The following is a 26134-nucleotide window of genomic DNA, read 5'->3' as shown; positions in this document are numbered from 1 at the left end:
CGGCAGCCCCGCACTGACAGCGCCTTGCCTGTGTCACACTTGCGCACTCCAGCCCCCTGACACTGGTGCCCGCCCATGGCCGACCGACCACCTTCCGAGATCGCGCGCGAAACGCTCAAACAACTGGCCGCGCGCCGGCTGGCACCCACGCCAGACAACTACCTCGCGATCTACGATGAAATAGCGGGCATCCGCAGCCCGCAGCCTTTCCCAGAGGGGCCACTGAGCAGCATCCAGCGCGTGCTGCCTGGCCAGACACCGGCACAAAAACGCCTGCTCGGCCAGTTTGAACGCGCCATCATCACCAAGGACTGGACATCGCTGCAAAGCGTGATGGTGGGGTACGCCAACCTGGGGTTGCACCCGGCCACAGCCTCCAAACCCATCGAGGTTGCCGATGCGCCCACCGCGCTGGGTGAACTGCCCGCCGAGTTTGCCGAGGCCCTCGCGCGCCTCATCGACAACACCCTGCCCGCGCTGGGCGAAGACGACCCCCGCGTCATCGACATGGCGCGGCAGCTCATCACCTTTCTGCGTGAACCAGCCCCCCTGGTGACCACCGCACAGCTCATGCTGGGCAACTTCAGCTACCGCCTGTCGTTTGCCACCGAAGAACAAGCCTCCATCCGCGCGAGCCTGCTGGAGCTGCTGCACATGATCTTCGAGAACATCGCCGTGCTCAGCGTGGACGACCGTTGGCTGCAGGGCCAGGCCGAGGCGCTGAAGACTGCCTCGACCCCGCCGCTGACGCTGCGGCGGCTGGACGATGTGCAGCGCCGACTCCATGACGTGATCTTCAAGCAGACCGAAGCCAAGGCGAGGTCGCTGGAAGCGCAGGAGCAAATGAAGGAGATGCTGGCCACGTTCATCGAGCGGCTGGCCCGGATTACCGCGTCCAGCACCAGCTACCAGGGCACCATGGAGCGTTGCGCCGACCTGATCGGCAAGGCCAGCACCCTGCAAGAGATTGCCCCGGTGCTGCAGGAGGTGATGAGCGCGACCCGCGCCATGGCGCTGGACAGCCGTGTGGCCCACGACGAACTGCAGGACCTGCGCGAACGTACCGAGGTCAAGCGCGCCGAGGTCGCCAAGCTGCAGGAGGAGCTGGACCGCGCCAGCGCCCAGGCCCGCCACGACCCGCTGACCGGCTCGCTCAACCGAAAGGGCCTGGACGAGGCCGTGGAACGCGAGATCGCCCGCGCCCGCCGCCTGGGCTCATCACTGTGCCTGGCGCTGCTGGACGTGGACAACTTCAAAACCATCAACGACCGGCTGGGCCACGCCGGTGGCGACGCCGCACTGGTGCACCTGGCCCAGGTCACCCGCGAGGTCATGCGGCCGCAGGACCTGCTGGCACGTTACGGCGGCGAAGAGTTCGTGATCGTGCTGCCAGACACCCCCGTCGAGGCCGGCGTGGCGGCCATGACCCGCCTGCAGCGCGAGCTGACCACACGCTTTTTCTTGCAAGGCACCGAGAAGGTGCTCATCACCTTCAGCGCGGGCGTGGCCCAGTTGGGTGACAGCGAGAGCGCCACCGACGCCATCGTGCGGGCCGACCAGGCGATGTATCTGGCCAAACGCTCGGGCAAAAATCGGGTCATGGCGGCGTGACTACCTCCCCCCTGTGTCGCCTTCGGCGCCATCCCCCCAGAGGGGGGACGCCACCAGCGCGGCGGGGCGGCCCTTGCGCGGTGACGCTGGCCTGGGCCGTGCCAGTTTTGAGCGCCGCGCAGCGACCCAGCGCCCCGCGATGACTCCGCAATTGAGGCGCAGGTTTCTGCGACATGCAGCCCTGACTGCCTCCGCCACCACCCTCCCCCGCTGGGCCTGGAGCAATCCGCCCCCGCTGCAAAGCAACCCCTTTGCCCTCGGCGTCGCCAGTGGTGACCCGGCGCCTGATGGCGTGGTGCTCTGGACGCGGCTCTTGCTGGTCGATCCAGCGCAGATGCTGAGCACCCACACCGTGCGGTGGGAGGTGGCGCACGACGCTGAGTTTGCCCAGATCGTGCAAAAGGGCGAGGCCACCGCGCTGCCAGCGCTGGGCCACAGTGTGCATGTGGAGCTGCATGGCCTACAACCCGCGCGCTGGTACCACTACCGCTTCATGCTGGGCGACGCGGTGAGCGCCACGGGCCGCACGCGCACCGCACCTGCGGCGGGCGACATGCCCGGGGCGCTGCGGGTGGCGTTTGCCTCGTGCCAGCGCTGGGAGCATGGGCACTACGCGGCCTGGCGCCATCTGGCCGCCGACCAGCCCGACCTGGTGCTGTTTCTTGGCGACTACATCTACGAATACGCCACGCCCAAAAACACCGCCGACCTGGCGCGCACCCACAGCCTGCGCCACGCCACCACGCTGGCCGATTACCGCGACCGCTACGCCCTGCACAAAAGCGACCCGGCCCTGCAGCTGGCCCATGCCACCTGCCCGTGGGCCGTGACCTGGGACGACCACGAGGTGCAAAACGACTACGCCGCCGACGCGGGCCGTGGCGAGGGCGCGGGCAGCGCTGCCTTTCTGACCCAGCGCAGCGCGGCCTGGCAGGCGTTTTACGAGAACATGCCGCTGCGCGCGGCCAGCCTCCGGGGCCCCGCGTCCGCCCCCGGCTGGGACGCGCTGCAGATCTACCGCCGCCTGCGCTGGGGGCGGCTGGCACACATCCACCTGCTCGACAGCCGCCAGTACCGCAGCTGGCAAGCCTGCCGCAGCCCCGATGCCAGCAGCGCCCCCGCCGTGCGCGCAGCCGACTGCGCCGAGCTGGCCCAGCCGCAACGCAGCCTGCTGGGCAGCACACAAGAACGCTGGCTGGACGCAGGCCTGGCCGCCGATGCGGCCAGCGCCCAAGCCACGCGCTGGAGCGTGATCGCGCAGCAAACGCTGTTCTCGCCGCGCCACTACCCGTCTGGCACCGTGCCCACCGATGCCTGGGATGGCTACCCCGCCGCACGCCAGCGCCTGCTTCAGTCTGTGGCCCGGCACACCCCGCGCAACACCGTGCTGCTGGGCGGAGACATCCACCAGAACTACGTCTGCCGCGTGCATGCCGATGCCGCGCGCGCCGACTCGGCCGTCGTGGCCAGCGAGTTCTGCGGCACCTCTATCAGTTCGCGGTCGGGCACCACACAGGCCAAGGTGGACGCCATCGTCCGCCACAACCCGCATGTGCTGCTGGCACGCTGCGACCAGCGCGGCTACGGCCTGGCCGACATCACCCCCGAGCGCTGGACCACCACCTTGCGCGTGGTGGACGACCCGCTGCGCGCTGACAGCGGCGCATCCACGCTCGCCCGGTTTGTGGTGGAAGATGGCCGCGCGGGGCCCCAGGCTGCCTGAGGCGACCTGAGAAGGCGCGACCCAACCCGCCAGGCAGGCGAGCCCCCGGTCGTTGCGCCCCACCAGGGCCCAGGGATGGCCTGTGAACAGCTGCTGACGGTCGGTAACAACTATCTTTTTGATAGCTACTCAGGCATATTGCACTAGCGCCACCGCCGGAAAACACCTTCAATCGGTGCACAAACCCCAGGGGCAGCCTCCTGCACGCCCTCGCAGGCTGCAGCAAGGCCCCTTACCATGGCCGCTTCGCTGCTTGCACCCACAGGAGACCCGCATGAAACCCACTGCCCTGCCTGCCACGTCGCACCTGCGCCGCCCGTTCAGTCGCAACCTGCTGGCCCCTGCGGCCCTCGCCACCCTGATGGCCCTGGCAGGCTGCGCCAGTGCTCCCTCCCAGTTCGCCTACACCGTGCCCGCCCAGCCCGAGGGTTCGTCCGGCTACACCGAAAAACCGGGCTGGGCCACGGAGAAGTTTGCCGTGGCCGCTGCCAACCCGCTGGCCACCGATGCGGGCTATCAGATCCTCAAGGCCGGCGGCTCGGCCGTCGATGCGGCCATTGCCGTGCAGATGGTGCTGACGCTGGTGGAGCCCCAGTCCAGCGGCATCGGCGGCGGCGCCTTCCTGCTGCACAGCAACGGCAAGCTGGTGGAGGCTTACGATGGTCGCGAAACCGCGCCCGCTGCCGCAGACGAAAAACTCTTCCTGGGTGCCGACGGCAAGCCCGTGCCCTTCTACGACGGCGTGGTGGGCGGCCGCTCGGTGGGTGTGCCAGGGACGGTGCGCATGCTGGAGATGGCGCACAAGCAGCACGGCAAGCTGCCCTGGGCCACGCTGTTCCAGCCCGCCATCACGCTGGCCGAAGGCGGCTTCAAGGTCAGCGCGCGGCTCAACACCCTGGTGAAGGCCGACGCCCACCTCAAGAAGGACCCCGTGGCCGCCGCCTATTTCTACAAGGCCGACGGCGACGCGCGCGATGTGGGCGTGAACCTGCGCAACCCCGAGCTGGCCGCTGTGCTGCGCAAGATTGCCGCTGAAGGCAGTAAGGCCCTGCACGAAGGCGAGGTCGCCCAGGCCATCGTGGACAAGGTGCAAAAGCACCCCACCAACCCCGGCAAGCTCAGCCTGGCCGACCTGGCGGGCTACCAGCCCAAGAAGCGCGAGGCGCTGTGCCACGACTACCAGGTGGCCAGCAAGGACTACCGCGTGTGCGGCTTTCCACCCCCCAGCTCCGGAGCCATCGCCATCGGGCAGATCCTGGGCATCCTCAAGAACACCGACGCCGCCGCCAAGCCCCTGCAGGACGGCCTGCCCAGCGCGGACTGGCTGCACCTGTACACCGAGGCCGCCCGCCTGGCCTTTGCCGACCGCGCCCAGTACGTGGCCGACCCCGACTTTGTGCAGCCCCCCGCCGGCAGCTGGACCAGCCTGCTCGCCCCCGCCTACCTGGCCGAGCGCGCCAAGCTCATCGGCACCCAGAGCATGAAGGTCGCCCAGCCCGGCAATCCCGGCGCCGTCAAGACGGGCTTTGCGCCCATGCCCGACCAGCCTGAATACGGCACCAGCCACATCAGCATCGTCGACGCGTTCGGCAACGCGGTCGCCATGACCACCACCATCGAAGACCAGTTCGGTGCGCGGCAGATGGTGAAAGGCTTCCTGCTCAACAACGAACTCACCGACTTCAGCTTCGCCCCCACCGACGCGCAAGGCCAGCCCATTGCCAACCGCGTGCAGCCCGGCAAGCGCCCGCGCTCGTCCATGGCACCCACGCTGGTGTTCGACAAAGCCACGGGCGAGCTACTGATGAGCGGCGGCAGCCCCGGCGGCGCGGCCATCATCCACTACACGGCCAAGACGCTGTATGGCGTCTTCAACTGGGGCCTGATGCCCCAGCAGGCCATCAACCTGCCCAACTTCGGCTCGATGAACGGCCCGACGCTGCTGGAAGAAAAGCGCTTCCCGCCCACCACCGTCGAAGCCCTGCGCGCCCGTGGCGCTGAGGTGCGCGAGATGAACATGACCAGCGGCCTGCAAGCCATCACGCGCGGCCAGGCGCATGGCAAGAAGCTGTGGATGGGCGGGGCTGACCCGCGCCGCGAGGGCGTGGTGATGGGCGACTAAAGGCAGCCCTGCGCGGCCTACAAAGGGGCTACCTGCCGAGTGCGCTGCCGCCTGAGCGGGCATGGCGTGCGCCAACGACAGACCCCGCTACATTCTTGCCCCATGGATCTCCGAAGCCTGCGCTACTTCATCGCCGTGGTCGAGGCCGGCAGCCTCTCGCGGGCGGCTGGCAGCCTGTACATTGCCCAGCCGGCACTCACCGCCCAGATCAAGAAGCTGGAGTCAGAGCTGGGCGCGCAATTGCTGGAGCGCTCGCACATCGGCGTCACCCCAACGCAGGCCGGCGTGCAGCTGTACCAGGATGCTCGGCGCCTTTTGAGCGACGCGTCTGCGATGCGCGAACGCATTCAGCGGCTGCCGCAGGGGCCAGAAGGCTCGATCACGATCGCCATGCCGTTTCTGCTGGCATCGTTGCTCATGGGGCCGTTGCTCGCGCACCTGAAAGACACCCACCCGCGCATTCGCGTTTTTGTGCTCGATGACCTCAGCCTGATGGTCAAAAAGGCCATGCTGGATCGGCGGGCGGAGATCGGTATCCTGGTGGACACGCACCAGGCCGAAGGTCTGGTGTGCCAGCCCTTCGCCCGCGAATCCATGTACTTCTGCGGGCAGGACTCCAGCGGCTCGGTGCGAGCGCTGCTTCAGCCTCCGCCCGCGAACAGGCAAGAGCTGGAGCCAGCCAAGCGCCCCGACATCGACTTTGCCGCAGCAGCAGCGCAACCGCTGGTATTGCAATCACGCCGGTTTTCCATTCGCCAGCAGGTGGAAGACGCGGCGACACTGCGCGGTACGGCATTGAACGTTGCGCATGAGCACGACTCGGCCCGCGTGATCCGCTCGCTCTACGCCTGCGGTGCAGGCTTTACGTTCACCCCCGCATGCGCCTTGAGCGACACGCCCTCCATGGCGTCCGATTGGCTGGTGGCGCGGGTGATCAACCCGGAGATGATCCGCACGTACACCCTGGCAACCGCCCCCGAGCGCGACCGGGACCCAGGCACAGACGCCGTGATGCAAGCGGTGCTGCAGGCAATGGCCGCCGTGGCTCAACGCCTGGTGACCACCGGCCGCTGGGACGCAGAGATCGTCCAGCCTGCAACGCATCCATGATCCTGCCCGACGCGCCCCTCTATGACCGAGATGGGCTCACCCAGCACCCCAGCACCATGGCATGGCATGGCATGGCCCTGCAGGCAGCGGATTGGCTCGACCACACCACCAAGAAATCCGAAGATGAGCACCACCTGTTGTCTCCAAACCATGCCCCTTGACCCAAGCCGCCGTATGCGGCGTTTTTTCCAGAGCGCCGTTTTGGTACTGGCCACCTGCACAGCGTTCGTGCAGGCGCAGACCACGCTGCCCACCTCCGCCTCTGTACCCTTGCAAAACACTTCACCGGGGTATGCGCCTGTGCAAGCGCTTCCCGAGGGCGTTGAACTGGGCATGGGAGTGGACGCTTTGCGCCAAGCCTTGCCCGGCATCGCGCACGTGTCACGACCACAGCGCCTGTCTGGCGGGCTGGTCGGCCAATGGCGTCTGGCCCCGGTCTTCATCGCAGGCCTGGAAGGGACGCAGACCTTCTTTTTTGCGGCCCGCGAACTGCGGCGGGTGGAGTTCGTAGCCGATGCCAGCGAGCTGGCAGACGGCGGCGCTGCAGCCTATGGGGAACTTCTCCACTTCGGGCGCAGCAGCTATGGGGCGGAAACGGCCGCCAACGACCCCAGCGGCAGCTACGCGGCATGGACACGCGGCGATCTGGAGGTTTACGCCCAGCGCGTGCCCGCCCCCCGCGCCACCGTTCGATGGGTGGTCAAGCGCAGTGAGGGCAAGGACGCCAGTGAGCTCTGAAGGGGGCTCCCGGAACGTGCCGACAACCCGCCTCTCTGCAGACCATCAATTCGATTGATGGCCGTCCATCAGCAATCCGTATTTCCCTGATACCCCGTCTTCTGGAACAGTCCGGCCAAGCCCCCGCCACAGGGGACTGCACTCCAGGAGACGACCATTACCGCCACCCCCAACCCCCACAGCGGCATCCACCGCCGTCCTGTTGCCAACGTCGGCGCGCTGGTAGCGCGCAGCGCCCGCGCCCATTCCCGCCGCATCGCGGTCAAGAGCACAGCTCGCAGCATCACCTACGCCGAGCTGGAGCAGCGCACCAACCGCCTGGCCAACGCCTTGCTGGGCCTGGGCCTGGAGCGCGGCGACCGCGTGGGCATCTACCTGCCCAACTGTGTCGAGGTCGTCGAGATCGAGATCGCCTGCTACAAGGCCGGCCTGATCAAGGCGCCGTTCAACGCCCGGCTCTCGCCCACCGAGGTCGGCGCCATTGCCGCCAACAGCGGTGCGACGCTGATCGTGACCACCACCGAGCGCGCCGAGGCCATCCGCCCGCATGTGGCGCAATGCATGCCCGGCGCCATGCCCCGGCTGCTGCTGACCGACGATGCGGGCCCCGCAGGGTATGAAGCGGCACTGGCCCAGGCCAGCGACACGTTCACCCCGGTGGTCGTGTGCGAGGACGAAGTCGCCGTGCTGCACTACACCTCGGGCTCCTCGGGCGTGCTCAAGGCGGCCATGCAGACCTTCGGCAACCGCCTTGCGCAGCTGCGCAAGTTCCTCACGCGTTCGGACGGGCAGCAGCCCGGCCACATCCTGGGGCTGGTGGGCCCGATCACCCACGCATCGGGCATGCAGATGGTGCCGGCGCTGTGCCAGGGTGTCACCATCCGCCTGTTCAACGGCTTCGAGCCCCCGCGCTTCATCGCCGACATGCGGGCCGACCGCGTGACCCACACCTTCATGGTGCCCACCATGATCAACATGCTGCTGACCGAGCTGGAGGGCCAGTACCGCCCCCTGCCCGACCTGCTGCGCCTGGGCTACGGGGCCGCCCCCATGGCGCCCGCACGCATCCTGCAGGCCATGGACGTGTTCGGGCCCATCCTGCAACAAGGCTACGGCGCGGGCGAGACGACCTCAGGAGTGTGTGGCCTATCTGTGGAAGACCATCTGTTTGCCCGCGCGGCGCGGCCTGAGCGCCTGGCATCTTGCGGACGCCCATTTCTGGAATGCGATGTGCAGATCCTGGGCGACGACGGCCAGCCCGTGGCCACCGGCGAGATCGGCGAGATCGTGGTGCGTGGCGATGACATCTTTGCGGGCTACTGGCGCGCCCCCGAGTTGACGGCCGAGGTGCTCAAGGACGGCGCTTACCACACGGGTGACCTGGCCCGCATGGATGACGAGGGCTATGTCTACATCGTGGACCGCAAGAAGGACATGGTGATCAGCGGCGGCTTCAACGTGTACCCATCGGAGGTGGAGGCGGTGCTGTACCAGCACGACGCCATCGCCGACGCCTGCGTGTTCGCCGTGCCCGATGACAAGTGGGGCGAGGCCGTGGCCGCGCACGTGGTGCTCAAACCCGGCCGCGCGGCCGGTGCCGACACCACCGCTGCGATCGACGCGTTCTGCGCACAACACCTGGGCGGGTTCAAGCGGCCACGGCGCATTGAGTTCGTCACCACCCTGCCCAAGAACCCCAACGGCAAGGTGATGCGCCGTGCCGTGCAGGCCCCGTACTGGGAAGGGCGTGGGCGGATGGTGAACTAGGTACATCCCCCTGAGGCGCTGCGCGCCTTCCCCCTTCTCTCGCATCGCTGCGCGCTGCGGGAAGGGGGACGACGCCCTCGCTGCGGGGCGGCCCTTGCTCGGCGTCTCTCGTCTGGGCCTGCGCCAGTTTCCAGAGCCCGCTGTCACAGCCAACGACAAGGAATCCTGACATGAACAACGACATCACATCACCCCTCCCCGCGCCGCTGTTTCCCGGCATGCCTTTTGAAGGCTCGCCACAGGCGGCCGAACTGATCGCGCGCATCAACGAGTTTCTGTATGGCGAACTGGCGGCGCTGGCGCGCGAGCATGGCATCGACCACGAGCACGCGCCCGACAAGGCCTTGCTGCAGCAGGTGTGGAAGCGCTCGCACGCTTTAGGCTTTTACGGCATGACGCTGCCGCAGAAGATGGGCGGCCTGGGCCTGTCCACGCTGGACCATGTGCTGGTCAAAGAAGCCATCTACGCCAGCGGCTCGCCGTTCGCTCCCCATGTGTTTGGCGAGCTGAGTGGCCCGCCACGCGTGGGCGCGCTGGCGCGCATGGCCACGCCGCACCAGATGCAGCAGTTCATCCTGCCGGTGGCCCGGGCCGAAATGGCCATCTGCTTCGCACTGACCGAGGCCGAGGCCGGATCGGACGCTGGCAACGTGCAGACGCGTGCCGTGCGCGATGGCGACGACTACGTCATCACGGGCGCCAAGCGCTTCATCTCGGGCTCGCCGTTTGCCGACTACGCAGTGCTGATGGCGTCCACCGCCACACACGACGACCCCGATCCGAAAAAGCGCGAGGTCACGGCCTTCTTTGTGGACCTGCATGTACCCGGCGTGCGCGTGGAATCGGGCTACAAGACCATGGCGGGGCAGACGAGCACGGGCAACATCGTGCTAGAGGGCGCGCGCGTGCCCGCCGCCAACCTGATTGGTGAACCTGGGCGCGGCCTGGCGTTGGCGCTGGGCCGCATCAGCGTGAACCGCCTGCTGCACTGCCCGGCCATGCTGGGCCTGGCGCAGGTGGCCCTACGGGATGCACGCGACTACGCACAGCAGCGCCACCAGTTCGGCCGCGCCATCGGGCAGTTCCAGGCCATCCAGCACATGCTGGCCGACATGGCGACCGACTGGGCTGCCGCGCGCGGGCTGATGCTGGCCACGGCCCGCGCGATTGATGCGGGCGCCGAGCCGCGTGCCGAGTCGTCCATGGCCAAGCTGTTCTGCTCGGAGGCTGCCTTTCGCATCGCCGACCGCGCGGTGCAGATCCACGGCGGCGAGGGCATCGTGCAGGGCCGGCGCGTGGAGTTCCTGTTCCGCATGCTGCGCATGTACCGCGTGCTCACCGGCACGAGCGAGATCCAGCGCAACACCATCGCGAAAGAACTCATGGCATCCCCCTGAGCGGCTGCGCCGCCCACAGCGCGCCAAAACAACCCTCACAGAAAATGACACGGAGACAAGACATGACCAATCAACCCATCCCCCACCTGCGCCGCCGCATACTGCTCGCTGCAAGCCTGCTGCCAGTGCTGGCCAGTACATCCGCCATGGCTGCCGAGCCGTGGCCCGCGCGCCCCATCAAATGGGTGGTGCCCTACCTCGCCGGCACGGGCCCGGACACCACGGCCCGCATCGTGGCCGAGGCCGTGTCGAAGGAGCTGGGCCAGCCCGTGGTCATCGAGAACAAGGGCGGCGCAGGCGGCAACCTGGGCGCGCGACAGGCGGCCAAGGCGGCGCCCGACGGCTACACCTGGGTCTACGCCGGCTCGCCCATGGCGGCCAGCATGCGCATGTACAAACAACCGGGCTACGACGTCCTCAAGGACTTCCGCCACGTGATCGGACTCACCAGTTCGGACACGGTGGTCATCGTCAACGCGCAAAGCGACATCCGCAGCCTGGCCGACCTGCTGGCGCGCCTGCGTGCGCAGCCCGGCAAGCTGGACTACGCCTCGGGCGGTGTCGGCACGCCCTCGCACCTGGGGGTGGAGATGGTGCTCAGCGTCAGCCAGGCGCAGGCCACGCATGTGCCGTACAAGGGCGCATCGGAAATCGTCAATGCGGTGCTGGGCCAGCAGGTGGCCTTTGGCGCGCCCATCACCGCTGTGGCGTACTCGAACATCGTGGCTGGCAAGCTGCGCGCACTGGCCGTGACAGGGCCCGCGCGCAACCCCAAGCTGCCCGGCGTGCCCACGCTGGCCGAGGCGGGCCTGCCCGGGGTGGAACTGACCTCGTGGGGCGGTGTCTCCGTGCCCACCGGCACGCCCGATGCCATCGTGTCCCGCGTGCGCGCCGCGTTCGAAGCCGCCTTGCGCCAGCCCGCTGTGGTGACCGCGCTCGAAGAGCAAGGCGGCATGGTCAACCCGCAAGACGGCGAGACCTTCACACGGGCCTTCGGCAAGGAAATCGGCTTCACCGAGGCGATGATGAAACGCATCAGGCTGGAGCCGATGTGATGGCGCGAAGGGGTGATCGCACCCACCTGCACGGGCCCTACCCGTCCATACCAGGCAACGCATTACTTCAATTTTGATAGCTGCCAGCGCATATAAATTCTGCGCTTGAGGCCTTTTTCATCTCAAAAAGGTTCAACCCCCCATGCGAAACCTCCCAACGCTTGCGGCACTCGCCTTGCCACTTCTGCTGGGCCTGGCACCTGCAATCCTGGCCCAGGTGGCCGATGTCCGGCAGGACGCAACCGCCGCCACGCGTGCGCGCCAGACCGCATCCCTGGGCACACTGGACGTGAACGCGCCCGCCAGCTTTGATGACGCGCGCCGCGGCCTCATCGCCAGCCCCAGCGGCCAGGTGCGCAACGCGCAGGGCCAGGTGGTGTGGGACTTTGATGCACTGCAGTTTGCGCAGGGCGAGGCCCCCGCCACCGTGCACCCCAGCCTGTGGCGCCATGCACGCCTGAACCAGACGCCCGGCCTGTATCAGGTGCGCGAGGGCATCTGGCAGCTGCGCGGGTTCGACCTGGCCAACCTCACGCTCATCCAGGGCCGCACCGGCTGGATCGTGGTGGACCCGCTCACCACGCAGGAGACGGCGGCTGCCGCCCTCGCCTTCGCGCGCCAGCACCTGGGCGCGCAGCCGGTGTCGGGCCTGGTGTTCACGCACAGCCATGTGGATCACTTCGGCGGCGCATTGGGCGTACTGACCGCGCAGGACGCCAAGGCACGCAGCGTGCCCATCGTGGCGCCCGTGGGCTTCATGGAGGAGGCGACCAGCGAGAACCTGCTGCTCGGGCCCGCCATGTCGCGCCGCGCGGGTTTCATGTATGGCAGCCAGTTGCCACGCGATGCGCGCGGCGTGGTGGATAACGGCCTGGGCATGGCCGTGGCGGTCGGGCGCATCGGCATCCTGCCGCCCACCGTGCTCATCGACCAGCCCACGCAGGCGCTCGACATTGATGGCGTGCGCTTCGTGTTCCACAACGTGCCAGGCTCCGAAGCCCCGGCCGAGATGGTGTTCGAGCTGCCCGACCTGCGCGCGTTCGGTGCGGCAGAACTGGTCTCGCAGACACTGCACAACCTCTACACCCTGCGCGGCGCCAAGGTGCGCGATGCGCTGGCGTGGTCGCGCTACATCGACAGCGCCATTGCGCACGCACGCCGTGCAGATGTGGTCTTCCTGCAGCACGGCTGGCCCGTGTGGGGCCGCGAGCGCATCGACACCTTCTTGACCACGCAGCGCGACACCTACCGCTACCTGCACGACCAGACGGTGCGCCTGCTCAACGCCGGGCTGACACCCGGCGAGATCGCCGAGGCCGTGCAACTGCCCTCCACGCTGGCGGCGCAGTGGGCATCGCGCGGGTACTACGGCACCGTCAAACACAACGTGCGCGCGGTGGCGCAGTTCTACCTGGGCTGGTTCGACGCGCACCCCGCCACGCTCGACCCGCTGCCGCCCGTGCAGGCCGCGCGCCGCTACGTGGCCCTGGCAGGCGGCGCCGACGCTGCGGTGGCCGCCGCGCGCCAGGCCTTTGATGCGGGCGACTACCGCTGGGCGGCCGAGCTGCTGCGCCATGTGCTGCTGGCCGATGGCGGCCACGCTGCCGCGCGGGACCTCATGGCGCGCAGCTTTGAGCAGATGGGCTACGCCGCTGAATCTGCGCCCTGGCGCAACTTCTACCTGACCGGCGCGCAGGAACTGCGGCATGGCACTGCACAGCGCAACGCTTCAGGCCCGCGCGCTGCGGTGGCCGACATGCTCATGCAGACCCCCATCCCGCAGTTCCTCGATGCAATGGCCGCCTCGCTCAACGGCCCGCGCGCGGACGGCGTGCGCCTGGCCGTGGCGCTGCGCTTCACCGACGCCGAAGAAAACCATGGTCTGTGGATTGAGAACGCGGTGCTGCACCACCGCCCGGGCACACCACCCTGGCCTGCCGACGCCACGCTGCTGCTCACCAAAACCGCCTTCCTGCGTCTGATGAACGGTCAGGCCACACCGCAGGAGCTGGCCGCCTCTGGCGCGCTGCGCATGGAAGGCGATGCGCAGGCCCTGCGGCAGCTGATGGGCATGCTGGACAAGCCGGTGCGTGACTTTCCGATCATGACGCGGTGATTCGAATGAAACAGGCCGCTAGCGCCTATAGATAATGCGCTCAATGCTCCCATATAAGGAGCAAAACACCAGAGCCATCCCTCGATGGCTGGCTCCTCATCAGCCCGATAGACCTGCAACACCGCCCTCGGCCAGCGGGCTCAGTGCGGTGTCGATGCTGAAGCGGTTCTTGCCCGACTGCTTGGCCGCATACATCGCAGCATCGGCCTGGGCGAGCAGCGCATCGGCATCGGTGCCATGGCGCGGGTAGAGCGCCGCGCCCACGCTGGCCGAGATGTGCGCAACAGCCCCCTCCAGCACAAAAGGCTGCTCCATCACAGACAGCACCTTGCCGGCCACGACCTCGCAGTGGTCTGCCCGCTCGATGGTGGCCAGCACGATGCCGAACTCGTCGCCGCCCAGGCGCGCCACGGTGTCTTCGGCGCGCACGCAGTCTTCAAGCCGCCGGGCCACCTGCTGCAGCAACAGGTCGCCCGCTGCATGGCCCCACTGGTCGTTGACGGACTTGAACCCGTCCAGGTCCACGTAGAGCACTGCGGCGTGCCGCCCGTGGCGCCGGGCCGTTTCGAGCACACGCGCCAGGCGGTCGTGGAACATCACGCGGTTGGACAGGCCCGTGAGCGCGTCGTGCAGCACATCGTGTGACAGGCGCATCTCCAGCTCCTTGCGCGCGCTGATGTCCTGCGTCACCACCACCAGAAAGTCCGGGTGACCCTGGGCGTCCTTGACGAGGCCCAGCGCTTCGTACACCCACAACAGGCCGCCGTCCTTGCGCCGGTAGGCCTTTTCCATCTCGGGGGAGAACACGGGCGAGTGCGCCACCAGGCGCCGCGCCAGAAAGCGGCGCAGGGCTTCGCGCTCGCCCTCGTCGCTCAGCGCAAACAGGTCGCGCTGGCGCAGCTCCTCCAGCGAATAGCCCAGCATGCGGCAGAACTTGTCGTTGGCACGCAGGATGCGGCCTTCGGGCGTGATGTGGGCGATGCCGGTGGCCGCCTGGTGGAAGGTCGCGCGGAACAGGCCCTCGCTGGACGCCAGCGCATCGGCCACGGCCCGCTGGCGCGCCAGCACCACGATGAGCAGCGCGCCAAAACACAGCAGCGCCACACTGGCACCCGCCGCCAGGGCGAAATATTCAACACGCCGCTGCATCACCGGCGCCAGCACCTCGTCGGAGGCCGAGCCCACCGTCACCATCAACGGGTAGCCGGCCATGCTGCGGTAGCTGAGGACGCGCGGCACGCCGTCCACCGCGCCTGCGTCATCGATCAATTCGCCTTCAGGGTCCTGCGCGCGGTGCTGAAACCAGGGCAAGCCCCGCGCATCGGCGCCAAAGCTGATTTGGCCCCCCGCCTTGCGGCCGCGCACCACGCCGTCCAGTCCTGTCAGCTCCAGCAGTCCCTGTGCGCCCAGGTCGGCCTGGCGGTAAAAGTCGGTGAAGTTCGTCGGGTCCACCGACATCACCACCACGCCACCAAAGCGGCCTCCCTCGCTCACGATGCGCAGCGCCATCGGAATGCGCCACTGCCCCGACACACGGCCCAGCACAGGCTCGCTCACAAACAGGTCATCGCGCTCGCTGGCACGCAGCGCCTTGAAAAAGGCGCGGTCGCTGTAGTTGACGGCCCCGGTCTCCTGGCTGCTGCTGACGATGTCGCCCTGCTCGTTCACCACGCTGATGATGGTGAACATGGGCTCGCGGATCACCCCCCGCTCCACCCAATCGCGCAGGTCAATGTCGGTGCCCTGCTGCAGGTACTGCTCGCGCACAAAGGCGGCGACCTGCTCGGCCGCCTTGAGGGTGCGGAACACCTGCTGCTCGAAGGCGATGGCCAGGTTGGCATTGGACTGCATGGCGGAGGCAACGGCCTGCTCGCGCTCGAACGCCACGCGCTGCAGCGTGACCAGCCACAAGCCCGCCACGGCAACGATGCAGCCCAGCGCAATCACCAGGCTCAGCGGCGTGACAAGGCGATAGCGGCGGCGCGGTGCCCCGGCCTCAAGACGGTCGTCCGCGTCCGGTGGCCGCGTGGTGTCATCTTTTTGCTCCATGCCCCTCGAAATGTAGCGGGGCATGTGCGGCAAGTCGACAACAGGATGGCCACCGGGGGCCGCCTGCGCACAGGGAGCCTGGACCTGGGGGTCTGCGCGACAGACCTCCGAGGCCGCAGAGGCACACGGGGCGATGAGGCGTGCAGAGAATGCCTAGGCCAGCCGCGCCAGCACCTTGGGCAGGCTGGCCACCAGCATCGCCCCCCCCGACAGCGTCAACATCCCCAGCACAATCTGCCGGAACCTTGCATCGCTGATGCCGTGGTACAGCCGGGCGCCCAGCAACGTGGGCACCAGCATGGCGGGCACCACGATGGCCAGCAGGGGCAGCGCCTCGCGGGTGACGAGGCCGGTGGCCAGGTAGGTGATGAAGGTCACCAGCAGCATGGCCAGGTTGAAGTTCTGGATGATGGCGCGCTGCACGTCTTTGTCCAAGCCGCGCAGTGTGCACCACAGGGTGGGCAGCACGCCGGTAAAGCCGCCCAGGCCTCCCATCACGCCGCCCGCCATCCCCACCAGCGCATCGGCCACGCGCCCGCCGCGCGTGATGTGGGGCAGCTGCTTGGCCATCAGCATGGCTGGGCACCACAGCACCAGCAACGTGCCCAGGATGACCTTGAAGGCATCCATGTCCAGGCCGGGTAGCACGGCCACGCCGATGGGGATGCCAGCCAGGCCGCCCAGCACAAAGGGCAGCAGGCGCACGCGGTCAAAACCCCGGCGCACGGTGGCTGCGGCCACCAATTGGCCAGTGAGTGCCCCGCACACCGTGAGCACCGCCGCCAGGCGCGGCTCCAAACTCCAGGCCCAAAATGACATGGCGACCATGCCGAAACCAAAACCCGACAGGCCCTGCACAAAGCCTGCGGCCACAGCGCCCACGGCCACGATCAACAGCACGGAATCCATGGCTCTCCCTCTGCGTTGGATTGCGCGCTGCACAGGCAGCGCCCCGACGCCATTGTGTGCGCTGGCGACGGGGACCCGCAGCCACAACAGGCACCAGGGCTCAATACAACGTGGCCTGCTGGCGCGCCGGTAGCTCGCGGTCATAGGTGGCGCCGTCGAACTGGCCCTGGGTGATGGATGCAAGGATGGCGCCCGGTGTGGGCACGGGGCGCGGGGTGCCGGGTGGCACGGCGCTCCACAGGCGCGAGCGCTGGATGGCGCGGCCGCACTGGAAGAAGACGGTTTCCACATCAACCACGATCACACACTTGGGCGGCTGGCCGCTCACCACGCAGCGCGCGAGCAGATCGGGGGCCACGCTGATGCGTGCGCGGCCATTGACGCGCAGGGTTTCGCCCACGCCGGGGATGAGGAACAGCAGCGCCACGCGCGGGTCGGCCAGGATGTTGCGCAGGCTGTCGGCCCGGTTGTTGCCGCGCCGCTCGGGCAGCAGCAGCGTTTTGTCGTCCAGCAGTTGCACAAAACCGGGCGGGTCGCCGCGTGGGGATGCGTCGAGCCCGCCAGGGCCGGTGGTGGCCAGCACAGCAAAGGGCGCGGCTTCGATCATGGCGCGGTAGGCCGGGTGGACGTAGGGCAGCTCTTTGTGGAGCGCTGCGTCGCTGGGCTGGCCAAGCAGTGCCTCCAGGCGCTGCAGGTTGTCAATGGCGTGCTCGTCGCGGGCAGGGGTCATGGGGCGGCTTCCTTTGGGGGGTGGCAAAAGACCAGCCATGGTGCGCCAGGTCTGCCGCGCTGACAAACGACTTTGCGGCAGGGCATGCGTGCCAAAAACGCGCGCATGGGCCCCGACCAGTGGTCGCAACAGCCCCCTCCCCTGGGCAGGGCCCCGCCACAGACGCGTGGCCCTGACCTGCGCAGGCGGCACCGGGCGAGGCGCGTGTCCGGCCCGTCAGCAAGACACGCACCGCCCCAGCACTCAGCGCGCGGGGCGCAGCTTGACGCCGGGGAAGTCCACCGGCACGGCCAGCGCCACGTTCACGTAGTTGGTGAACAGGTTCAGCGCCACATGGGCCACGATTTCGACGATGTGCTCGTCGCTCAGGCCCTGGTCGCGCAAGGCCTGCACGTCAGCCGCATCGACCTGGCCGCGTTCGTTCACCAGCTTGAGTGCAAAGCGCAGCACGGCGGCGGTACGCTGGTCGGTAGATTCGCCCGACTGCGCGGCGGCCAGCGCCTCGCCGCTCACGCCTGCCTTGCGGCCCAGGGCGGTGTGTGCGGCCAGGCAGTAGTTGCAGCCATTGCGGTTGGCCACGGCCACGGCGATCTGCTCGCCCAGGCCTGCGCCGATCACGCCACCACCCAGCGCCCCGAAGGCGCCCCACATGCTTTGCAGCGCGGCGGGCGAGTTGGCCACCGCGCGGAACATGTGGGGCGTGGCGCCAAAGGCACCGTGGATCTGGTCGAGCACGGCGCGCACCGTGCCGGTGGCGTTGGCGGGGTCAACGAGGGGGACGCGGGCGACGGAAGAAGAGGTAGCAGACATGGTGTTTTCCTTGAAAGACATGAAAGATTGGTTGGACGACCGGTGCCTGCTCAGGCGCCGGGTGCCTGTTCTCAGCACCCTTGCAGTGTCCGGCCTCAGCGAATACCATCGGGCACATAAAATCCATAATTCATACCCAATCATCCAAAACCATGCCACCCCCCACCCCAACGTCAGCGCAGGCACCTGCGCCGCTCGACCGTTTGTCGCCGCTGCTGGAGCGGTTTCGGGTGCGCGCGCACCTGTTCCACAGCGGGCCGCTGTGTGGGGTCACGCACTTTGCGGCGGCGCCGGGCCGGGGCTTTTTGCATGTGCTGCGCTGCGGCGAGATGGTGGTGACGCACCAGCCCCAGGCGGGGCCACCGGAGCGGCTGGAGGTGACCGAGCCCAGCCTGCTGTTCTATGCCCGGCCGCTGGAGCACTTCTTTCACAACGCGCCCACCGAGGGCTCGGACTTCACCTGCGCGGCGCTGGACTTTGACGGCGGCGCCAGCCACCCGCTGGCCCGCGCCCTGCCCCCGCTGGTGGTGTTGCCGTTGGGTGCGGTGGACGGGCTGCAGCAGTCGCTGGACTTGCTGTTTGCCGAGACCGACCGCCTGCGCTGCGGCCACCGCGTGCTGGCCGACCGGCTGTTTGAAGTGGTGCTGCTGCAGCTGCTGCGCTGGCTGCTGGACCACCCGCAGCAGGCGCAGATGCCCCCCGGCCTGCTGACCGGCCTGGCCGATCCCCATCTGTCACGAACCCTGACGGCTCTGCACGAGGCGCCGGGCCAGGCCTGGAGCCTGGAGCAGATGGCACAGCAGGCGGGCCTGTCACGCAGCGCATTTGCCGCCCGCTTCAAGGCCGTGGTGGGCGAGACACCGGCCGACTACCTGGTGCACTGGCGGCTGACGCTGGCGCAGGCGCATCTGCGTGCGGGCCGGTCGCTCAAGTCCATCGCCTATGAACTGGGCTATGCCAACCCCTCGGCGCTGTCGCGCGTGTTTGCGCAAAAGCTGGGGATGTCAGCGCGGGACTGGCGCGAGGCGGTGGACGAAGGGCGTTGACACCCAGCCCTGCCAGCGCCGCAGGGACGCCCAGGAGCCCCTGGCCTCGGTTTTCAAGCCAAAAGCGGCGGATGCGCTAGTGAAATATGCGCAATCAGCTATTAATTGCATAGCAAAATAGCCACCCACCGCGCCCCCACGAGGCGCGTCACGCCCTCTCAGACGTTGATGGCTGCCGCCGAGCCCGCCTGCTTGCGCAGCTCGAACTTCTGGATCTTGCCAGTGCTGGTTTTGGGCAGCTCGCCAAACACCACGGCGCGCGGCACCTTGAAGCCCGCCAAGTGCTTTTTGCAGTGCGCCACGATGTCTTCGGGCGTGGTGGTGGCACCGGCCTTCAGCTCCACAAAGGCGCAGGGGGTTTCGCCCCACTTTGCATCAGGCTTGGCCACCACGGCGGCGGCCAGCACGTCGGGGTGGCGGTACAGCACGTCCTCCACCTCAATGGACGAGATGTTCTCGCCGCCCGAGATGATGATGTCCTTGCTGCGGTCCTTGATCTTGATGTAGCCGTCGGGGTACTGCACGGCCAGATCGCCGCTGTGGAACCAGCCGCCCGCAAAGGCCTCGTCGGTGGCCTTGGGGTTCTTCAGGTAGCCCTTCATGGCGATGTTGCCCTTGAACATGATCTCGCCCATGGTTTCGCCGTCCTGCGGCACGGGCAGCATGGTCTCGGGGTCGAGCACGCGCACGTCGCGCTCCAGGTGGTAGCGCACACCCTGGCGGGCATTGAGGCGGGCGCGCTCACCGATGTCGAGGGCATCCCAGGCCTCATGTTTGGCGCACACGGTAGCGGGGCCGTACACCTCGGTCAGCCCGTACACATGGGTCAGGTCAAACCCCATTTTTTCCATGCCTTCGATCATCGACGCTGGTGGCGCCGCGCCTGCCACCATGGCCTTGACGCCTGCAGGAACGCCCACCTTCATCGCCTCGGGCGCGTTGACCAGCAGCCCGTGCACGATGGGCGCGCCGCAGTAGTGCGTGACGCCGTGGGTGCGAATGGCGTCGAAGATGGCCTGCGCGTCCACGCGGCGCAGGCACACGTTGACGCCTGCGCGGGCCGCGATCGTCCACGGAAAACACCAGCCATTGCAGTGGAACATGGGCAGCGTCCACAGGTACACCGCGTGTTTGGGCATATCCCACTCCAGCACGTTGCTGATGGCGTTGCTGGCCGCGCCCCGGTGGTGGTAGACCACGCCCTTGGGGTTGCCGGTGGTGCCGGATGTGTAGTTGAGCGCAATCGCATCCCACTCGTCGGCGGGCAGGCCCCAGGCAAAGGCCGCGTCGCCCGTGGCTACAAAGGCTTCGTAATCGGTGCCGTCCAGGCTTTGCACGGCGGGGCCGTAGAGGGCGTCCTGCACCTCGATCACGCGAATGGGCGTGGTGGCAGTGCGCAGGGCCAGCGCCTTGGCCATGGTGCCGCTGAATTCCGGGTCCACGATCACGGCCTTGGCCTCGCCGTGGTCGAGCATGAAGGCAATGGCCTCCGGGTCCAACCGGGTGTTGAGGGTGTTGAGCACCGCGCCTGCCATGGGTACGCCAAAGTGCGCCTCCACCATGGGTGGGGTGTTGGGCAGCATCACGGCGACGGTGTCGTTCTTGCCAATGCCTGCCTGCACCAAGGCGCTGGCCAGCTGGCGGCAGCGTGCGTAGGTCTGGGCCCAGGTCTGGCGCAGCGTGCCATGCACGATGGCCAGGCGGTCGGGGTAGACCTCGGCCGTGCGTTCGATGAACGACAGGGGCGACAGGGCGGCAAAGTTGGCTTCGTTGCGGGGCAGGTGCTGGTCAAAGATGGAGGTCATGGGTCGGTGCAAGAAGGTGAACTACACACAGCCTAGCGCCGCAGGCTGACACGAAAGCAACACGGGCCAGCGTGGCGACGGTGTTGGCAGCGGCACAGGGCGCGTGGCCGGTGCGTGGCCTCACACCCTTCGCTTGTGGCTTTGCTTGATGCGGTACATGGCCGCGTCGGCGCTGGCCATGAGTGTGCGGGCATCCTGGGCGTCGCGGGGGAACAGGCTCAGGCCAATGCTGGCGCGCACCGCCTGCGGCTCGCCGTCGATGTCCAGCGCTGGCTCGAACGCGTGCTGCAGCTTGGTCACGATCTGCAGCGCAGCCTCTTCGGAGTCCACGTTTTCGCAGAGCACCGTGAACTCGTCTCCTGCGAGCCGGGCCACGGTGTCCACCTGGCGCACGGCCCCCACGATGGTGCGGGCCACGGCCTGCAGTACCAGGTCACCCACGGCATGCCCGTGCGTATCGTTGATGGCCTTGAAGTCGTCCAGGTCCACAAACAGCAGAGCGCAGCTGCGGCCCGTGCGGCGCGACAGTTCCAGCACCTGCGCCAGGCGCTGCTCGAACATGCGGCGATTGGGCAGGCCGGTGAGTGCATCGTGGTGCGCCAGGTGGGCCATGGCGTCGCGGCTGAGGTTCAGCTCGGCCAGTTGGCGGCTGATCTGCTGCTCCATGTCCTGAAAGCTGCGGGCCAGCTCTCCCACCTCGTCGCCCCGGTGCACCGGGAGCGCGCCGTGCGCCTGCCCACGCGAAAACGCCTGCGCTGCCTTCACCATGGCCTGCAGCGGCTGGGTGACCAGGCGCGACACCCCGGCCGCCAGGGCCACACCCACTACGCTGAGCACCAACAAGATTTTGAGGATGCTGCGCCCCAGGTCCAGCACCTCGCCCTGCACCACCGCCAGCGGCTGCGAGAGCCCCACCACCATGATGCGCCCCTCGTCCTGGTTGCCAAAGGGCATGCGCACAAACGCAAAAACGCGCGCCTCCTCCTCGTCGCTACCGGGCTGGCTGAGCACCGCCTCCTCGGCACGCCCATCGATCAGCGCTGCCACCTGCGGGAACGACTCCTGGATCAGGATGCGTTGGCCTCGGTCAAAGCCAAAGGTCTGCGTGGCATCCGGGTGCACCAGAAAATCGCCCCAGCGGTTGCCCAGATAAAACCCGTAGGGCGTAGGCAAGGCTGCGTTGAAGTTGTGCAAAAACGGCGCAGCCGCCACCCGCACCACCACCACGCCCCGCAACTGGCCTGCCTGCACCACCGGCGATGCCATGTTGAACACAGGCACGGCGGCGTCCTGCGCGGCGTCTTCGTGGTTGATGCCGAACTCGGACACATACACCTCGCCATCGGGCAGGCTGAGGGCCTCGAACACGAACGGAAAGTGCGACTTCTCCTGCAACAGGTCATCGGGAATGCGCACCAGCTTGTCGCCCTGGCGGTCGATGCGCACCAGCTCCAGCCCGTAGTCGCTGGCGCTGATGAAGCGGATCTGCAGGTAGGCGGGGTGCGCCTGCAGGCTGGCCTTGAACAGCTCGGCCAGCCGCCCCTGGTCTTGCTCGACGGCAGCGGCATCCGCCAAAAAGGCCGTGTCGCGCGCCACCGTGCCAAAGCCCGCCTGCATGTGACGCGCCAGCACCTGCGTGGTGGCCAGCAGCGAGCGCTCGGCCCGCCCTTGCAGGCGTTCACGGCTCGAATCGAAGGTGTAGTAGCCCGCCAAAATGGCCGCGAACACGCTGAACGAGGCCAACAGGGCCCCCAGCCTCAGCGCGATGCTCCATGTCATGCGTGCCATCGGTCAGAACCGGTTGGGTCGGTCACCCGACACAATGCGCTGCCACAGCCGGGCGCGCAGGGTTTCGTCTTCCACCGGCTCCAGCCACACGATGGGGCCCTTGGGCACATTGCCCGCCAAGGCGGGCGGCTCGTCCAGGGTGTTGGCCAGGCCCTGGCGCCGCGTGAATTCGCGGCTCACGGCGGGGTCGAGCATGTAGTTGATCCACTCGGCAGCCAAAGCCACCTGGGACGAGCGGCGGGTGATGGCCCAGCAGTCCAGCCAGGCCAGCGCGCCCTCCTTGGGCACCACATAGCCCACATCCAGCCCGGCATCGCGCAGCTGCTTGAGCTGCTGCTGGCCGTAGTTGGCATGCATCACCGCCACCTTGTGCTTGCGAAACAGCTCCACCGACTCCTCCGGCAAGCTGTAGAACGACCGCACGTTGCGCCGCAGGGCCACCAGGTCTTTGGCCAGCGGGCTGAAACGCTCGGCATCGATGCGAAACGGCGGCAGGCCCCGGCGCATGGCGGCCAGCGCAAAACCATGGCTGCTGCCGTCAAACGCCAACACCTTGCCCTGCCAGCGCGGGTCCCACAGCACAGCAATCGACTGCGGCGGGGTGCTGAACTGCTGGCGGTCATACACCAGCCCCATTTCGGAGTAGGTGAAGGGCATGGCGTAGACCTCGCCCCGCCAACCAATGCCTGCAATGGTGTGCAACTGCCGAAACCGGGGCAGTTGCCCCGCCGTGTTGCGAATGTTGTCCAGCGGCAACGGCGCCAGCTTGTCATGGAGGATCAGCCGGGCGATTTCTGCCGTGTTGGCAGCTACCAGGTCAAAACCCGGCCCGTCGGCGCTGTCCAGCTTGGCGCGCAAAACATCGTCTGACGCCACGGTAGTGATCTCGACCTTGACCCCATGGCGCTTCTCGAACACCGCCACAAAGTCCGGGTCGGCATAACCCGGCCAGGCCAGCACCCTGAGCACCGTCGCAGCCTGCGAGCCCCCCGGCAGCAGCGCAAGCCCTGCCAGGGCCACCAGCAGCACAGGCAGGCTGGTGCGCCACCTTTGCAGCGCCCTGCCCGTCAATGCCTGCCGACACGCCGTAAAACCCATGCCAAAACCTTTCCAGCAATAACTGGTTACAAAGAGTTTACGCGGACAATAGGCCGTGTGACGATCCCTCAGTCTTTCATTCAGGAACTGCTCACCCGTGTAGACGTGGTGGACATCGTGGGGCGCTACGTGCAGCTCAAGAAGGGTGGCGCCAATTTCATGGGGCTGTGCCCCTTCCATGGGGAGAAATCACCGTCCTTCAGCGTCAGTCCCGCCAAGCAGTTTTATCACTGCTTTGGCTGCGGCAAGAACGGCAACGCCATCAGTTTTCTGATGGACCACGCCGGCATGGGGTTTGTCGAGGCCGTGCAAGACCTGGCCCAGAGCGTGGGCCTGCAAGTGCCCGACGACGACATCTCCCCCCACGAAAAGGAACGTGCTGCCGCCGCGCGCCAGAAACAGGCCACGCTGAACGATGTGCTCGAAAAAGCCGCCGACGCCTACCGCCGCCACCTGCGCGAATCGCAACGCGCCATCGGGTACTTCAAGGGCCGGGGCGTCTCTGGCGCTGTGGCCAAGCGCTACGGCCTGGGCTATGCGCCCGAAGGCTGGCGCAGCCTGGCCAGCGTGTTTCCCAGCTACGACGACCCGCTGCTCGAAGAAAGCGGCCTGGTCATCGTGAACGACGAAGACGGCGGCAAGCGCTACGACCGGTTTCGCGACCGGGTGATGTTCCCCATCCGCAACGTCAAGGGCGAGCACATCGGGTTCGGCGGCCGGGTGCTGGGGGACGACAAGCCCAAGTACCTCAACTCGCCCGAAACCCCGGTGTTCCACAAGGGGCGCGAGCTCTACGGCCTGTTCGAGGCCCGCACCGCCATCCGCGAGGCGGGCTACGCGCTGGTTACCGAGGGCTACATGGACGTGGTGGCCCTGGCGCAACTGGGCTTTCCAAACGCGGTGGCCACGCTGGGCACCGCGTGTACGCCAGAGCATGTGCAAAAGCTGCTGCGGTTTACCGACGCGGTGGTGTTCAGCTTTGACGGCGACAACGCCGGACGGCGCGCGGCCCGCAAGGCGCTGGACGGCGCCCTGCCCCATGCCACCGACACGCGCAGCATCAAGTTTCTGTTCCTGCCCGCCGAGCACGACCCGGACAGTTTCATCCGCGACCATGGCACCGACGCCTTCGCGCGCCACGTGGGCGACGCCATGCCGCTGAGCCGCTTCCTGGTCGAATCGGCCAGCGAGGGCTGTGACCTGGCCACCGCCGAAGGCCGCGCGCACATGGCCAGCAATGCACGCCCGCTGTGGACGGCGTTGCCCGACGGCGTGCTCAAGCGCCAGTTGCTGGGCGAGCTGGCCGAGCTGACCCAGCTCAATGCCCGCGACCTGTCCGACCTGTGGGGCCAGGCCGCCGCCCGCGACGGCCTGCGCGCCGCACACCACGCGCCCCCGCAGCGTCACCAGCCCCGCCCCGCCCCTGATGACGCACCCAGCTGGGATGCCCCGCCCGAGGCCGACGGATGGCAACCCCACAGCGAGTCGGCAGGCCCCGCCTACGACCCCGGCTACGGCAGTTACGGCAACCAGGGTGGCTATGGCGGGCAAAGCAGCTATGGCGGCCCAGGCAGCAGCAAGCCCCCGTTTCGCAAAGGGGGTGACTGGAAAAGCGGTGGCAACTGGAAAAAACGCGACAAGGACGCCCCCTGGCCGCCCCAGCCCCGCCTGCCCCGCACACCGGCCATGGGCCGGGCCGACCACGCGGCGCGGCTGCTGCTGTCGCACATGGCGTTTCTGGAAGAGCTGACACACGAGGACCACACCACGCTGTCTGCCCAGCCCGCGCCCCATGGGCCGCTGTTTGCGTGGCTGGAGGCGCAGTTTCACGAACACGGCCCCCTGGCCTGGGCCGTGCTGCGCGAGAGCCTGCGCGACCACGAGTGCGAGGCGCTGGCCGTGAAGGTCATGACCGGCTCGCATGCGCAGACCGAAGGCGAGCTGCACGAACTGCGACTGGAGCTGCGCGACCTGCTCAGCCGCATGCAGATAGAGGACATCAAGGAGCAGCAAAAGGTGTTGGTGCTGCAGGTGGCGCAAGACCCGTCAGCCCTGGAGCGCTACCGAGCGCTGGCCGAAAAGCGCAAGGAACTGGAGCAAATAGCGCTAAAACCCGCTTGAATAGAGCTCAGGCGGTATAATATAAGGTTAGTTATTGGCAAGAGCGACAGCAGCACCTCCGAGCCGGACCACCGTGACAAACGCGCACCTATGCGCTGATGGGTCCACTTATCGCAAGGACTGCACACCAAATGATCGC

General features: G+C 67.7%; 19 protein-coding genes. 12 read left to right on the top strand and 7 right to left on the bottom strand.

The window, feature by feature from the left end:
• Positions 1-75 precede the first annotated feature (75 nt).
• From OIN59_RS08040 to OIN59_RS07995, 10 genes are all read left to right on the top strand, one after another.
• Positions 76-1611, top strand: coding sequence for a GGDEF domain-containing protein (locus OIN59_RS08040; protein WP_274109000.1), 1536 nt, complete (start codon positions 76-78; stop codon positions 1609-1611).
• Between the two features lie 139 nt (positions 1612-1750).
• A complete protein-coding gene (locus tag OIN59_RS08035) occupies positions 1751-3334 on the top strand; it encodes an alkaline phosphatase D family protein (protein ID WP_274108998.1) in 1584 nt (527 codons plus the stop codon).
• 274 nt (positions 3335-3608) lie between these two features.
• Entirely contained in the window at positions 3609-5456 is a 1848-nt protein-coding gene (locus OIN59_RS08030) for a gamma-glutamyltransferase family protein (protein ID WP_274108996.1), read from the top strand.
• A 102-nt stretch (positions 5457-5558) separates the two neighbouring features.
• Complete coding sequence (locus OIN59_RS08025; RefSeq protein ID WP_274108994.1) at positions 5559-6566, top strand: LysR family transcriptional regulator; 1008 nt, start codon at positions 5559-5561, stop codon at positions 6564-6566.
• Positions 6563-6727: a hypothetical protein gene (locus OIN59_RS08020; RefSeq protein WP_274108991.1), complete on the top strand. Its 165-nt coding sequence runs from the start codon at positions 6563-6565 to the stop codon at positions 6725-6727. Before OIN59_RS08025 ends, OIN59_RS08020 begins: the two co-directional genes overlap by 4 nt.
• A gap of 13 nt (positions 6728-6740) precedes the next feature.
• Positions 6741-7304 carry a hypothetical protein gene (locus OIN59_RS08015; RefSeq protein WP_274108989.1) on the top strand — a complete coding sequence of 188 codons (564 nt, stop codon included), beginning with the start codon at positions 6741-6743 and terminating at the stop codon, positions 7302-7304.
• A gap of 156 nt (positions 7305-7460) precedes the next feature.
• Positions 7461-9071 (top strand): AMP-binding protein, encoded by a 1611-nt coding sequence (locus tag OIN59_RS08010; RefSeq protein ID WP_407655072.1) that lies wholly within the window; start codon positions 7461-7463, stop codon positions 9069-9071.
• 170 nt (positions 9072-9241) lie between these two features.
• The gene (locus OIN59_RS08005; RefSeq protein ID WP_274108987.1) at positions 9242-10468 is read left to right on the top strand and encodes an acyl-CoA dehydrogenase family protein; all 1227 of its coding nucleotides are present in this window, start codon (positions 9242-9244) and stop codon (positions 10466-10468) included.
• A 62-nt stretch (positions 10469-10530) separates the two neighbouring features.
• Positions 10531-11523, top strand: a complete 993-nt coding sequence (locus OIN59_RS08000) for a Bug family tripartite tricarboxylate transporter substrate binding protein (RefSeq protein ID WP_274108985.1) — start codon at positions 10531-10533, stop codon at positions 11521-11523.
• 142 nt (positions 11524-11665) lie between these two features.
• The gene (locus OIN59_RS07995; protein WP_274108983.1) at positions 11666-13639 is read left to right on the top strand and encodes an alkyl/aryl-sulfatase; all 1974 of its coding nucleotides are present in this window, start codon (positions 11666-11668) and stop codon (positions 13637-13639) included.
• A 99-nt stretch (positions 13640-13738) separates the two neighbouring features.
• Here OIN59_RS07995 and OIN59_RS07990 read toward each other — a convergent pair whose 3' ends face one another.
• From OIN59_RS07990 to OIN59_RS07975, 4 genes are all read right to left on the bottom strand, one after another.
• Positions 13739-15712, bottom strand: a complete 1974-nt coding sequence (locus tag OIN59_RS07990; RefSeq protein WP_274108981.1) for a sensor domain-containing diguanylate cyclase — start codon at positions 15710-15712, stop codon at positions 13739-13741.
• A gap of 129 nt (positions 15713-15841) precedes the next feature.
• The gene (locus OIN59_RS07985; RefSeq protein WP_274108979.1) at positions 15842-16597 is read right to left on the bottom strand and encodes a sulfite exporter TauE/SafE family protein; all 756 of its coding nucleotides are present in this window, start codon (positions 16595-16597) and stop codon (positions 15842-15844) included.
• 100 nt (positions 16598-16697) lie between these two features.
• Positions 16698-17327 (bottom strand): pyridoxamine 5'-phosphate oxidase family protein, encoded by a 630-nt coding sequence (locus OIN59_RS07980; protein WP_274108977.1) that lies wholly within the window; start codon positions 17325-17327, stop codon positions 16698-16700.
• Between the two features lie 243 nt (positions 17328-17570).
• The gene (locus OIN59_RS07975) at positions 17571-18137 is read right to left on the bottom strand and encodes a carboxymuconolactone decarboxylase family protein (RefSeq protein WP_274108975.1); all 567 of its coding nucleotides are present in this window, start codon (positions 18135-18137) and stop codon (positions 17571-17573) included.
• Positions 18138-18289: 152 nt separating this feature from the next.
• Here OIN59_RS07975 and OIN59_RS07970 point away from each other — a divergent pair, with 152 nt between their 5' ends.
• Positions 18290-19183, top strand: coding sequence for an AraC family transcriptional regulator (locus OIN59_RS07970; protein ID WP_274108973.1), 894 nt, complete (start codon positions 18290-18292; stop codon positions 19181-19183).
• Between the two features lie 158 nt (positions 19184-19341).
• On the opposite strand, the gene OIN59_RS07965 is transcribed toward OIN59_RS07970, so the two are convergent.
• The 3 genes from OIN59_RS07965 to OIN59_RS07955 form a co-directional block, all read right to left on the bottom strand.
• The gene (locus tag OIN59_RS07965; protein WP_274108971.1) at positions 19342-20988 is read right to left on the bottom strand and encodes an acyl-CoA synthetase; all 1647 of its coding nucleotides are present in this window, start codon (positions 20986-20988) and stop codon (positions 19342-19344) included.
• Between the two features lie 120 nt (positions 20989-21108).
• Entirely contained in the window at positions 21109-22776 is a 1668-nt protein-coding gene (locus OIN59_RS07960; RefSeq protein WP_274108969.1) for a diguanylate cyclase domain-containing protein, read from the bottom strand.
• A 3-nt stretch (positions 22777-22779) separates the two neighbouring features.
• Positions 22780-23874: an ABC transporter substrate-binding protein gene (locus tag OIN59_RS07955; RefSeq protein WP_274108967.1), complete on the bottom strand. Its 1095-nt coding sequence runs from the start codon at positions 23872-23874 to the stop codon at positions 22780-22782.
• A gap of 57 nt (positions 23875-23931) precedes the next feature.
• Between OIN59_RS07955 and dnaG the strand changes: the two genes are divergently transcribed.
• Positions 23932-25995 carry a DNA primase gene (dnaG, locus tag OIN59_RS07950; protein WP_274108965.1) on the top strand — a complete coding sequence of 688 codons (2064 nt, stop codon included), beginning with the start codon at positions 23932-23934 and terminating at the stop codon, positions 25993-25995.
• Positions 25996-26134: the final 139 nt, after the last annotated feature.

Source organism: Acidovorax benzenivorans (assembly GCF_028680575.1).
In the GTDB taxonomy this organism is placed as follows: Bacteria; Pseudomonadota; Gammaproteobacteria; order Burkholderiales; family Burkholderiaceae_C; genus Acidovorax; species Acidovorax benzenivorans.
The sequence above is the reverse complement of the archived record's forward strand: the minus strand, read 5'-3'. Positions and strand labels throughout refer to the sequence as shown.